This is a genomic window from Bacillus sp. CH140a_4T, from assembly GCF_008923725.1.
Classification (GTDB): domain Bacteria; phylum Bacillota; class Bacilli; order Bacillales; family Bacillaceae_G; genus Bacillus_A.
Genome location: NZ_WBPF01000016.1, coordinates 268,434 through 281,495, shown reverse-complemented (window position 1 = coordinate 281,495; position 13,062 = coordinate 268,434). Strand labels below are relative to the sequence as shown.

13 protein-coding genes are annotated in these 13,062 nt (G+C 36.5%); 3 read left to right on the top strand and 10 right to left on the bottom strand.

The window, feature by feature from the left end:
- The first annotated feature begins 104 nt into the window (after positions 1-104).
- Positions 105-299 carry a hypothetical protein gene (locus F8162_RS16900; RefSeq protein WP_000172690.1) on the top strand — a complete coding sequence of 65 codons (195 nt, stop codon included), beginning with the start codon at positions 105-107 and terminating at the stop codon, positions 297-299.
- A gap of 30 nt (positions 300-329) precedes the next feature.
- Here the strand turns inward: F8162_RS16900 and F8162_RS29340 are convergent, their stop codons facing one another.
- The gene (locus F8162_RS29340; RefSeq protein WP_002007073.1) at positions 330-443 is read right to left on the bottom strand and encodes a hypothetical protein; all 114 of its coding nucleotides are present in this window, start codon (positions 441-443) and stop codon (positions 330-332) included.
- Between the two features lie 279 nt (positions 444-722).
- Between F8162_RS29340 and prsA the strand changes: the two genes are divergently transcribed.
- Entirely contained in the window at positions 723-1,586 is an 864-nt protein-coding gene (prsA, locus tag F8162_RS16895) for a peptidylprolyl isomerase PrsA (protein WP_151631396.1), read from the top strand.
- A gap of 193 nt (positions 1,587-1,779) precedes the next feature.
- Here prsA and F8162_RS16890 read toward each other — a convergent pair whose 3' ends face one another.
- Positions 1,780-2,025, bottom strand: a complete 246-nt coding sequence (locus F8162_RS16890; protein ID WP_151631397.1) for a cytoplasmic protein — start codon at positions 2,023-2,025, stop codon at positions 1,780-1,782.
- 279 nt (positions 2,026-2,304) lie between these two features.
- Between F8162_RS16890 and helD the strand changes: the two genes are divergently transcribed.
- Positions 2,305-4,635 carry an RNA polymerase recycling motor HelD gene (gene helD / locus F8162_RS16885; RefSeq protein WP_151631398.1) on the top strand — a complete coding sequence of 777 codons (2,331 nt, stop codon included), beginning with the start codon at positions 2,305-2,307 and terminating at the stop codon, positions 4,633-4,635.
- A gap of 116 nt (positions 4,636-4,751) precedes the next feature.
- Here helD and F8162_RS16880 read toward each other — a convergent pair whose 3' ends face one another.
- From F8162_RS16880 to glpF, 8 genes are all read right to left on the bottom strand, one after another.
- Positions 4,752-5,408: a CPBP family intramembrane glutamic endopeptidase gene (locus tag F8162_RS16880; RefSeq protein WP_151631399.1), complete on the bottom strand. Its 657-nt coding sequence runs from the start codon at positions 5,406-5,408 to the stop codon at positions 4,752-4,754.
- Between the two features lie 258 nt (positions 5,409-5,666).
- Positions 5,667-6,914 carry an FtsW/RodA/SpoVE family cell cycle protein gene (locus tag F8162_RS16875; RefSeq protein ID WP_151631400.1) on the bottom strand — a complete coding sequence of 416 codons (1,248 nt, stop codon included), beginning with the start codon at positions 6,912-6,914 and terminating at the stop codon, positions 5,667-5,669.
- Between the two features lie 7 nt (positions 6,915-6,921).
- Positions 6,922-7,329: a PadR family transcriptional regulator gene (locus tag F8162_RS16870; RefSeq protein WP_151631401.1), complete on the bottom strand. Its 408-nt coding sequence runs from the start codon at positions 7,327-7,329 to the stop codon at positions 6,922-6,924.
- 4 nt (positions 7,330-7,333) lie between these two features.
- On the bottom strand, positions 7,334-7,867 hold the full coding sequence (locus F8162_RS16865) for a sigma-70 family RNA polymerase sigma factor (protein ID WP_151631402.1): 534 nt from the start codon (positions 7,865-7,867) through the stop codon (positions 7,334-7,336).
- A gap of 281 nt (positions 7,868-8,148) precedes the next feature.
- Positions 8,149-8,559: a DUF2283 domain-containing protein gene (locus tag F8162_RS16860; RefSeq protein ID WP_151631403.1), complete on the bottom strand. Its 411-nt coding sequence runs from the start codon at positions 8,557-8,559 to the stop codon at positions 8,149-8,151.
- 158 nt (positions 8,560-8,717) lie between these two features.
- Positions 8,718-10,400 carry an aerobic glycerol-3-phosphate dehydrogenase gene (glpD, locus tag F8162_RS16855; RefSeq protein WP_151631404.1) on the bottom strand — a complete coding sequence of 561 codons (1,683 nt, stop codon included), beginning with the start codon at positions 10,398-10,400 and terminating at the stop codon, positions 8,718-8,720.
- A 133-nt stretch (positions 10,401-10,533) separates the two neighbouring features.
- Positions 10,534-12,024, bottom strand: a complete 1,491-nt coding sequence (glpK, locus tag F8162_RS16850) for a glycerol kinase GlpK (RefSeq protein WP_151631405.1) — start codon at positions 12,022-12,024, stop codon at positions 10,534-10,536.
- A gap of 13 nt (positions 12,025-12,037) precedes the next feature.
- Complete coding sequence (gene glpF / locus F8162_RS16845) at positions 12,038-12,859, bottom strand: glycerol uptake facilitator protein GlpF (RefSeq protein ID WP_063222412.1); 822 nt, start codon at positions 12,857-12,859, stop codon at positions 12,038-12,040.
- Positions 12,860-13,062 lie beyond the last annotated feature (203 nt).

Genomic DNA, 13,062 nt, shown 5'->3' with positions numbered 1-13,062 from the left:
TCTAACACAAAGTCTTCTATTTCTGAATTTTATAACACGAACAAAATATCGTATGATACAATATATAAAGTATATGTATTTTAGCCAAAAGGAGGTCTCGCCTCATGACACTTATAACAGTTGTTTTTGTCGCATTCGCACTTCTTGTTATATTTTACACGAATTTTATGACACATACACTGTGTGAACGAAAACAAATAGCTGCGAGCCGCCAACCCGGTGTCTTTCGGGTTATCAATGTATGTATAACAATTTTATTAATTTCTAGTTATATAGAAATTATATTTCATGGAAAGTGAGGAAGGAAGCCCCTTCCTCACTTTTTTCCTCTATAAGCAAATTATACCTACTATAACCAATAAAATAAACAGTACAAGTAATAAAATAAGTTGAGAATTCATCCCCATCCCCTCCTCTTTTCTATATATGCGGCATGCGCCCAATACGGAACACCTTCAAAATCTGACACGTACTGGTTAAATTTTCTTTATCAATATGAAATCGAGTCGAAATATGATATATTAAATTTTGTACATATTGCTTATACTATGAAATAAATGACACGCATCTTAACTTTATCCTCAGCCTCGGTAAGCCCTGTTAAGCGCGCTTTACCAATACAAAAAGCAAAAGTATCAGTGAGACTTAATCGGGCTCTTATGAACTAAAATTCATTGGTGTAGGATAAATTAAAAATACATAATAGTAGGAGTGTTTATCGAATGAAGAAAGCTATGCTTGCCTTAGCCGCAACAAGTGTAATCGCATTATCAGCATGTGGAACAGGATCATCATCAGACAAAATCGTTACATCTAAAGCTGGTGACATTACAAAAGACGAGTTCTACAATCAAATGAAGACACAAGCTGGTAAACAAGTACTAAACAACATGGTTATGGAAAAAGTACTTATTAAAAACTACAAAGTTGAAGACAAAGAAGTAGACAAAAAGTTCGATGAAATGAAAAAACAATACGGTGATCAATTCGATACACTATTAAAACAACAAGGTATTAAAGAAGAAACTTTAAAAACTGGTGTGCGTGCTCAATTAGCGCAAGAAAAAGCTATCGAGAAAACAATCACTGATAAAGAATTAAAAGATAACTACAAGCCTGAAATCAAAGTAAGCCACATTCTTGTAAAAGATGAAGCGACTGCGAAAAAGGTTAAAGAAGAACTTGGACAAGGTAAATCTTTCGAAGAGTTAGCAAAACAATACTCTGAAGATACTTCAAAAGAAAAAGGTGGAGACTTAGGATTCTTCGGACCTGGTAAAATGGTTAAAGAATTCGAAGATGCTGCTTATAAACTGAAAAAAGATGAAGTAAGCGAACCTGTAAAAACACAATTCGGTTACCACATCATTAAAGTTACAGACATTAAAGAACCAGAAAAATCATTCGAGCAATCAAAAGCTGACATCAAAAAAGAACTAGTTGAGAAGAAAGCACAAGATGGCGAATTCATGAACGATCTTATGATGAAAGAAATCAAAAAAGCTGACGTAAAAGTTGACGATAAAGATTTAAAAGATCTTTTCAAAGAGCCAAAAGCTGATGAAAAGAAAGACGAAAAGAAATAATGAATTGAAAAAAGCTTGGGCTTCAGCCCAAGCTTTTTTATTTTGCCCTCTCTTCGCGATACTTTGCGTCTATAGGTTTGATAAATGAAATTATATGGTTAGTTCCCCTATTTTACAGAATAATAATTTCTTTTTCGTTTTATAGATCGTGTAAAATCATAGTTAACAGAAGTTGATTTTGTCATTCATTTAACTAAAACCATCTTTTATGCATTTCACTTAAAAATATTTTTGTGATTTTAAATCCAGAACTTTCTCCAATAATAGAGTCAATCCCACAATGCGGACAAACTGCTGTGTTATCATCATCCCACCACTCTGTAATTTTGTCTGGATTGAAAATTTCCAAACAATAAAAACAACCACATACAACATCTTTTTCTAAGTGCTTTCTATTACGAGAACAAAAACGATGTGCTTCCTCAAAATATTTTTCCATCAGTATCCCCCTATTCCTGATTTTATTCTTTGGTTTACTTACATTCTCCTCAATAAAATTACAATTCTCCCTTAAAGAAAAACACAAAAAAACCTCGATCCACGCCACACGGAACCAAGGTTTATCTTATTATCATTGATTAAATGAAAAAACTATGTTAAATTAGTACAGAAACACGTTTTCTAAAATATACAGAACGTATTTATCCGTATCTTAATTTTACACCAAAACACATCTTCAGTCAACCTCTATTTTTCACTTTTAAAGGAGTGCTTACGTATGAACAAAAAACTTGATTTAGAGCAAAAACGATTGGATACCGTAATTGAGACGATTACGGAGCAAATTGATAAACTGGAAAACGAAACTGGCAGACGCCGGGCAGAAGTAATCAATATTCGTAAACACTTTTGGGATGACGTGAAAGTGAATACTGATACTTTCGATGATTATCTTGAAACAGTTATCAACTTAAGACAACAAGCTCAGTCACTAGCTGTCACACAAATTACCCATAAGCACACCTTTAATCGACTTGCCGCATTAAGACGCATGCATAAAGCACCTTACTTTGGACGAATTGATTTCAAAGAAGAAGGGGAATCTGCTGCGGAGAAAATTTACATCGGCGTAGCTACACTTACTGATGCAAGCGGAGAAAAATTTCTTATATATGACTGGCGCGCACCTATTTCGAGTGTGTACTACGATTATCCACCAGGACCGGCTGAATACAGTACACCAGGCGGCGTAATCCATGGTAATGTGGAGAAAAAATTACAATACATTATCCAAAATGGCGAGATTGATTCTATGTTCGATACGAGCCTTACAATTGGTGATGAAATCTTGCAACAAGCGCTCGGAAAAGGCACAAACAAACATATGCAAAGTATCGTCGCTACGATTCAGCGCGAGCAAAATGAAATTATTCGTCACGATGAAGGCCGACTCCTTATCGTGCAAGGAGCTGCTGGTAGTGGTAAAACGTCAGCTGCCCTGCAACGAATCGCCTACTTACTATATAAATATCGCGAATGGCTAAAAGCGGATCAAATTATTCTCTTCTCCCCTAACTCTATGTTCAATAGCTACGTTTCTAACGTACTACCTGAACTCGGTGAAGAAAATATGCAGCAAGTGACATTCCAAGAATATTTAAACCATAGATTAAGTAAAGCATTTGACGTTGAAGATCCTTATGAACAATTAGAATATATGTTAACTGAAACGAATAGTCCTACCTATAAAACGAGAGATGCTAGCATTCGATTTAAAGCATCTACTCAATTTTTCGAGATGATTAGAGCGTACAGACAATCACTTGAGTCTTCAGGCATGCTATTTAGAGGAATGAAATTTAGAGGAAAGTTAATTGTCTCTGCTAAAGAAATTACAGAACAATTTTACAACACTGACTCCTCCCTCCGTTTCCATAATCGAATTGAAAAGTTAACAGATTGGCTAAATAAACAAATAGATGCAATTGAAAAAGCAGAACTGAAAAAGCCTTGGGTAGAAGAGGAAATTGAATTACTTAGTAAAGATGAATACCAAAAGGCTTATAAATATTTACAGAAAAAAGGCGAGTTTGAAGACAACTCATTTCATGATTATGAGAAAGAAACGAAAGTACTCGGACGTATGATTGTCCGTAAAAAATTGAAGCCACTTCGTAAAGGTGTTCAAACATTGCGTTTCATCAATTTCACAGGCATATATAAACAACTCTTTACAGATGCATCATGGGTTACTGGGGAAAAACCGAAAGAGTGGGATGACATTTGCTCATTAACAGTAAATATGCTTGATGAAGGAAAACTATATTACGAGGATGCGACTCCCTTTTTACTTTTAAAAGAATTAATTGAAGGCTTCCAAACGAATAGATCGATTAAACACGTACTCGTAGACGAAGCACAAGATTATTCGCCGTTTCAATTTGAGTTTTTAAAACGTCTCTTCCCTGCTGCAAGAATGACTGTACTCGGAGACTTTAACCAAGCGATATTTGCCCATGCGAGTGAAGCAGTGGATTTCAATACACTTACTAGCTTATACGGACCGGATGAAACGAACGGCATCAACTTAACTCGTAGCTATCGCTCCACAAAACCGATTATTGAATTTACACGTGCTCTCGTACCGGAAGGAAAGAACATTCACGCCTTTGAACGTGATGGTGAGAAACCTACAGTGACGAAAGTATCGAATGACAGCGAACTGCACGAGCATATTACTGCCAAAGTTGCTGAACTACAAAAAGAGCAGCACAATACGATCGCAATTATATGTAAATCTGCAGCTGAAAGCGCCGCTGCCTACGAGGCACTTCGTCATATCGAGAATATTAAACTTGTGAAAAGTAACTCAGCCGAGTATGAGCAAGGCATTGTCGTGATCCCTGCTTACTTAGCGAAAGGTATCGAATTTGATGCTGTTATTATTTACGATGCTTCTAAAGATGTGTACAGCGATGAGAGCGTTCGTAGATTGTTCTACACTGCTTGCACACGCGCGATGCATGAATTGCAACTTTATAGCGTTGGCGAGGTTAGTCCTTTTATACTTGGGGCTAATTCGGATAGTTTTGAAGTTATTACACCTTGATATGAATCAAGGTGTTTCTTTTTAAAAACAAGTATGACCTCATCTAACATTTAGATAAGGTCATACTTGTTTTGTTTTGATGCAAGGTACTTCTGTTCACACGAAACTCGAAATTTTTATTTTAGAAAAAATTGTATAAATGCTAAACTATCATAAATATAATGGCAAATCCAACTTACCCAAACACTATTCGATTTTTTCCATACGTAATTTAGTGCCAATCTAATTGGAATTATAGTTATTAATAACTGCATTGGCACAAAACCATAGGCTGGAATATGCCACAAAGCGAACAAGACACTACATATGATTGACGCCGTGCCAAATTTCAACCCTAGTTTTTGTAATGCAAGAATTCCATTCGTACAAAGCAACTCTTCACCCATGAGCATAAATGGTACACGGAATAAAATCATAGAAATACTTATTACTTCTGCAACAGAATTTTTAGTTGCTGGTTCAAAAATGTAATTGAATATAGCGCCGGAACTCACACCTACGATAACTACTAAAGGTAAACCCCAAAGTAATGTCTTAAATTTAAAGTGTTTAAATTGGTCTAACGATATTTCCCCTAAAAAATAGTATCCAATAATTCCACACAATATAAGATTCCATGAAGATTCAAGAATCATTCTTAATACATTAGGTATAGCATCTCCCAAAACATTTCCTAAGAACTGATATGTAATTCCGGTAATCATCAATAACCCCAAAGCCAAGAGAGATTTCGAATCAACTTTTTTCTCTGTTTCTAAAAGCTTTGTTTCCACAACAACCCCTTCTTTCTTATTATTTCGTTAATTACGAATATATCATAGCATAATGACCTAATATCTATATAGAGACTGAATGGTAATTTTTTGAAGATATTATGAATTTTATCACTAAGTTAGAACCGTTACATTATAGGTATAGAAAAGCTGTGCGAATTCGAGAAAAATAAAACCACCTTTCCTCTAAAGAATATAGAGAACAGATGGTTTAGGTGTTTTGATGTACGTCCCATTTTCGGGGTGTATGTTAAATCATCAAGGTATTTTTCTCATTCTAAACGATATATCTTTACGCCTATATACACTCAGCACAATCCCCATTATAAATGCATGAAATAGAGTTGGTACTAATCCATAACTAATAAAAGGTAATGATATAGAAGTACGCGGTAATAATCCTAAAATCATGCCAACGTTACAAATAAAATGGATTATAAAAAGAGTCACTCCGCCAACGAGGAGCAATTTACCATAACCATCATTTATTATATAAGCTATGTTCATTATTCTTACTGCAAAAAGAGAAAGAATAATGCCAAGAACTAGCGCCAGCATATATCCATAATAGTAAGTCAAACTCGCGAATACAAAATCAGTATGCGCAGCAGGGATAGACTTTATATTTCCATATGTACCGAACCAACCTGCCGACGACATTGCCTCTTTTAAACGTAAATACCATAGATCATGCTCCGGGTTTACAAACCCTAAAATTCTAGCTATCCGGTATTCTTTTACGGCAGACCAGAAAAATAGATCCCTAATAACAAAGGGTAAAATTGGTAAAACTGTAATAAGCCATGCCGTTTTCTTTCCTAACTTACTCCACCAGAGCATAACGAATATCATTGTAATATAAATAAAAATTGGCACCATAGTTGAAAATAGATATAAAGAAAATACGTACAACATGAGAAGATGCATAAACTTTAACCTACTATTATTGAAAAAAGAAGCCCAAGCTAGAAAAAAGAATGGTATCGTCATTAAACAGTCAATTTTGATGGGACCAATTTTTATTATTGCTTCTCCAATCACGTAACCAGTCGGAAACCATTTTAACATTAACAGAATAAGTACTCCGATTGTATAAAACAGCCATCCAAACCTCTCTAACTTTCGATAATCAAGTAGCATCATTCCAATAGCTGTTGCAATGCCGAGAATCACAAAAACTACTTTATTCATTAGTAAATCGTTCGTATGGCCAAGAGCGATTATCGGTAAAAATCCTAACCCCATAGCAGCCACTAATAAAATAAGTAAGAACCAATCCACCTTTGGCTTATGCAGTTTGTTAAGTTCTTGCCCTAGTTTAATCGGACTTCCCATTTGTTCCACAGCTTTATTTTCAGCAACTTCCTCACTCAAGCCTTTTTCTATCCACGTGTTCTTCGCCTGTTTTAAATGAAAATCTAGTTCGGTTGCTACGAAGCTCTTTGCTTCTTTTGATTTAATATGATTCGTAACTTCGCTTACAAAACGCTCCCCTTTTTTATTCAATTTCTCCTCACTCCTGTACTAAGCCTTTTAATATAAATTGTACCTTCTTAGCATTTTTTTCTGCCTTTCGCAGCATCTTTCTTCCTTTATCATTTAGTTGATAATATTTCGCTCCTTCATGATCCCAACTAGATTGGATAAAACGATTCTGCTCTAGACGATGTAATACGGTATATAAAAACCCTTCATTTCCTTCAAATTTTCGAATCCCTCTCCCTCGTAGTAGCTGTGACAATTCGTATCCTGTTTTTTCATTACTGAGGAGCTGTAAAATTGCTAAAGAGATGTCCTCTTCCTTTTCGTTTGACGCATTGATTTTTTCACGCACCCGCTTTCGATGCTGATCAGAAAAACTCAAATGTTTAAACGTTGTATTCTCCATTGATTTTCGCAGGCCTTTTAATCGATCTTCCATTTGATTATTCCTCCAATCCTTTCTTCAAAAGCTCCTTCGCTTTTTTCAGTCTCGTTTTTATCGTGTTTTCCTTCACTTCTATTACCGTAGCAATCTCTTTAATTGATAGTTCTTCATAATAAAATAGATAAATGACTTCTCGATATTTTATCGGTAAATTCATTACTGCAGAAGCGAGCTCACGGTCCTCCGCATTTTGAATGACAATTTGTTCGACACTATCATTTTGAACCCCCATATAAGCAGAGTCATCCTCTGCCACGATCACCTTTTTGTTATACCAACTTTTTATATAGTCCTTACATTGATTAATCGCAATTCTCCATAACCACGTTTTCACATTCGACTTCCCTTTGTATGTATGAAGAGATTTATAACATTTCACAAATATATCTTGCGTTACATCCTCAGCAACCTCTTTATTATTCACATATGAATACACAAGCTGCAGCACTTCTTGTCCATATTTGTTCATGATTTCATCGATAAGTAGTTCCTTATCTTCTATTTCAAACGCTTCTACCATTAATTCATCCACATCATTTCCTCCTTCCCATATATTAGACGACGCACTGTATGGAAAAGTTTTATAAATTTATAAAAAATAAGGACGGCAATAACGCTTTTTATAAAACACTGCCGCAGCAACTTACATCTAATAAACCGAATAGTCGTTACAATACATTCACCTAAAGAGCACCTCTCTCCCAAGGCGCTCTTTAAGTATGCGATAAGGGTTTTGTGTTAGTTTTCTATCGTCAAGATTCCCCTCATCGCTAAATTAAAAAGAGAACCCATTTAATTGAGTCCTCTTTCTTTCTAACGCTCACTTAAAGAATCTAATATTTCATGTCCATACAAAGATGGATTAATAATATCAAAACCAATAAATTCTTCATACTTCTTATCTGCAAAATAAAATACGATATTATGAAATAACACTTTTTGCAAATAATTATCTTGAGAAAGTCTAAATGAGTATATGCATTCCTTATCGTTTGAAGTTTTCTTTTTATATATTTTACTCCTATTTGTTAAGTCTTTTAATTTACGAGCATTTTCTCCAAAAAACTCAATCCCCACTATACGATCAAATTGATCTATATCTAAATTTAGTTTTGGATTTTCTTCTAATTCTTCAGTCGACTCAATCTCAATCTGTGAAGTGAATGGAATTAAATAAAGATATGCCATCTGGATTTCAGAATCATAAGTAATTAATTTTTTCATGATACACCTCATATTCGTATTCATTTTATTTTTGATTGATTGTGCTAAATACCCTCAATAACCTAAATATTAGGTTTTTAGGTTATAAAATACAAGCATCGTATTTAAAACCATACAAAAAAACCACCTAAAGGCTCCCCTTCAGGTGGTTCTCTATTTTACGCTAACGCAGCTGCCTGCTCTTGTTGATCTACAGGAATGACAGCATCTGTTAATGCTTTTTCTAATTCAGCTGTGTATTTCATTTGCTCTTCTTTGCTCCAGCCTAGTTTCGCAGCCATGTAGTTGATTACTGCTTCTTTCCACTCATATACCCAGTGGATGTTGAAGAATACAGCGCCTCTACGGCGTACGAAGAAGTCAACTGGTTTTGCTGTCATTTCGTAATCCATTGCGTATACAAGTGGGATTAGAACGTCTAGCGGCATGTTGTATTCTTTCGCTTCGTCTTTATGTTTTTCCGCTAAGTCGAATAGTACGTCTACGTTAGAGCCGTAGAATTTCGCAAATTCTTCTGCTTGTGCTTTCGTTAAACCAGATTTCGTACCCTCGTCTGCTTTTTTCGCAACGAATGCTGGGAATCCGTGTGAACCACTTACATGTCCACCAGAGATTGGCATATGTTTCGTGTCGCTCTTCGGATATGCACTATGACCTTCTTTTTGTAATATGTTCGTTACGTAGTCTACTACCATTTCAGCCATTTTGCGGTATCCTGTTAATTTACCACCTGCGATTGTAATTAAACCAGATTCAGAAGTCCAAATTTCATCTTTACGAGAAATTTCAGATGCATTCTTACCTTCTTCATAAATTAACGGACGTACACCAGCCCAGCTTGACTCCACATCTTTTTCTGTGATTTTCACACTTGGGAACATGTAGTTAATCGCATTAATGATGTATGTGCGATCTTCTGTTGTCATGTGTGGTACAGCTGCGTCTTTATCATAGAACGTATCTGTTGTACCTACGTATGTTTTTCCGCCGCGAGGAATCGCGAACACCATACGTTTATCTGGTGTATCGAAGTAAATTGCTTGCCCTAATGGGAAACGTTTTTGGTCAATTACTAAATGCACACCTTTTGATAACTGAAGTACTTTCCCTTTTTTCGAGTTATCTTTTTCACGAAGTGTATCTACCCAAGGACCAGCTGCGTTTACAATTTTCTTACCGTACACTTCATACATTTCTCCATCAAGTAAATCGATTACACGTACACCGCATACTTTTCCATCTTTATATAAGAAACCGTCTACTTTTGCGTAGTTAACAGCTTTCGCACCGTGTTCAATTGCTTCTTTCATTACTTCAATTGTAAGACGCGCATCGTCTGTACGATATTCTACGTAGTAACCGCCGCCTTTTAATCCTTCTTTTTTTACAAGAGGCTCTTTGTTTAATGTTTCTTCACGGTTAAACATTTTTCTGCGCTCACTTCGTTTTACGCCTGCTAAGAAGTCATATACACGAAGACCAATTGATGTACTGAATGATCCGAACGTACCGCCTGTATGGAACGGAAGTAACATCCACTCTGGTGTTGTTACATGGGGACCGTTCTCATATACGATCGCACGCTCTTTCCCCACCTCTGCTACCATTTTCACTTCAAGTTGTTTTAAATAACGTAGACCACCGTGTACAAGCTTCGTTGAACGACTTGATGTACCTGCTGCAAAGTCCTGCATTTCAAACACAATTGTTGATAATCCGCGTGTTGCTCCATCTAATGCAATACCAGAACCAGTAATACCTCCACCAATTACGATCACATCTAACTCTTGTTTATTTACTCCGTTTAATACGTCTTTACGTTGTTTACTTGAAAATTTCATGGTAATTCCTCCCTTTGATAACGAAAAAAGAGACCACGAACTCCGCTATAGATTTCGCCTCTATAGCGTGTTGTGGTCTCTCCAAATCTCCTACCGAATTATTAACTTGTCATCATTATAACACTGTTTATGATTATTTGAAAGCTTTTGTTGCTTCAATTGCTTTTTTCCATCCAGCATATAGCTCTTCGCTTGTTTCCGCTTCCATCGTTGGTTCAAAACGTTTGTCCATATGCCACTGTGATTTAATTTCATCTTGGTTTTTCCAATACCCAACCGCAAGACCAGCTAAGTATGCTGCACCTAAAGCTGTCGTTTCGTTGATCACTGGACGCTCTACAGGAACGTCTAAAATATCACTTTGGAACTTCATTAAGAAGTTATTTTTAACCGCTCCGCCATCAACGCGTAATGTTTTTAGTTCAATACCTGAATCTGCTTCCATTGCGCATAATACATCTTTTGTTTGGTAAGCTAAAGATTCTAGTGTTGCACGGATGAAATGCTCTTTCGTCGTACCGCGCGTTACACCAAACATAGCACCGCGTACTTCACTATCCCAGTACGGTGTACCTAAACCTACGAATGCTGGTACAACGTATACACCTTCAGTTGATGCAACGCGTGATGCGTACACTTCACTCTCACTTGCATCTTTAAACATGCGCATTCCGTCACGTAACCACTGAATTGCAGAACCTGCTACGAAAATACTTCCTTCTAATGCGTATTTTACTTTACCATCTATTCCCCATGCAATTGTTGTTAATAGACCATGCTCAGAAGCTACTGCTTTTTCACCAGTGTTCATTAACATGAAGCAACCAGTTCCGTAAGTATTTTTCGCCATACCTTCACCGAAACAAGCTTGTCCAAATAATGCCGCTTGTTGGTCACCAGCTACACCGGCAATCGGTATGTTTTGACCGAAGAAGTGATAGTCAATTGTTTCAGCATATATTTCAGATGATGGACGTACTTCTGGAAGCATGCTCTTTGGTACTGTTAACATATCTAGAAGCTCTTCATCCCACTGTAAGTCGTGGATGTTAAACATTAATGTACGTGATGCATTTGAGTAATCCGTTACGTGCGCTTTACCACCAGATAGTTTCCATACAAGCCACGAATCAATTGTTCCGAATAATAGATCGCCGTTTTCTGCTTTTTCTCTTGCACCTTCAACGTTATCTAAAATCCATTTTACTTTAGTACCAGAGAAGTATGCGTCGATTAAAAGACCTGTTTTTTCGCGAACCATTTCGCTATAACCTTTTTCTTTTAACTCATCACAAATTTCAGCTGTTTGGCGAGATTGCCATACGATTGCGTTATAAATTGGTTTACTAGTTGTTTTATCCCATACAACCGTTGTTTCACGTTGGTTCGTAATACCGATACCAGCGATTTGTTCTGGTTTTACATCTGCTTCGCTTAAGCAAGTTGCGATAACTGCTAAAATAGATCCCCAAATTTCTTGTGCGTTATGCTCTACCCAACCTGGCTTTGGAAAATGTTGTGTAAATTCTTTTTGAGCTGAATGAACAATTTCACCTTTTTTATTGAAAAGAATTGCGCGTGAGCTAGTTGTTCCTTGGTCTAATGAAAGAATATATTTTTTCATATCGGTTTCCCCCTTATGCTACTTTTCTACTATTTGTATTGCTTCCACTTTTTTTGCTTGTCATATAAGAGATTGCTAGTACAATCACAGTTGCAATAATCACATAAATAAGTGCTGCGTTTTGTTTTCCTTCAAATACAACTTGATGGAATAATCCTGCAAGTGATCCACCTAAAATCGGACCTACTACTGGAATCCATGCATACTTCCAGTTTGAACCGCCTTTTCCTGCAATCGGAAGGAAGAAGTGCGCGATACGCGGACCTAAATCACGTGCTGGGTTGATTGCGTATCCTGTCGTTCCACCTAATGATAAACCAATACTTACAATTAAGAAACCTACGATAAATGGATTTAATCCATCTGCAAATTTATTTGCACCAATTGCTAATATACCAAATACTAAAACGAATGTTCCAATCATTTCACTTAAAAGGTTTGCAAATGTGTTCGGAATTGCTGGACCTGTTGCAAATACACCTAATTTTGTTCCTGCATCTTCTGTTTCTTTCCAGTGTGGTAAGTAATGTAAATATACAAGAACTGCCCCGATAATTGCCCCAATCATTTGTGCTGCGATATAACCTGGTACGTCACTCCATGGGAACGCTCCCTTAAATGCTAATCCTATCGTTAAAGCCGGATTCAAATGTGCCCCACTAATTGATCCAACCGCATACGCTGCAACCGCTACTGCTAAGCCCCAGCCCATCGTAATAACAATCCAACCAGAATCTTTCGCAAACGACTTCTTTAAACTTACACCAGCACAAACGCCGCCACCAAGTAAGATTAACAACGCAGTCCCTACTAACTCTCCTAAAAATGCTGACATAGTATCCCTCCACAATCAATTTAAACGCTTCCAAATGTGATAGAGGTAAAATGAATGGCCATTCGTTTTTGTCAAAAGAAAAAGACCCACAGCTTTGCACGCTTCTATATAAGTTTATATAGAAACAATGAAATGTGGATCTCTACTTTTCTCCGTCACGTTTATTAACTTGTCTATAATGTTAACCTCTCATGAAAGCGGTG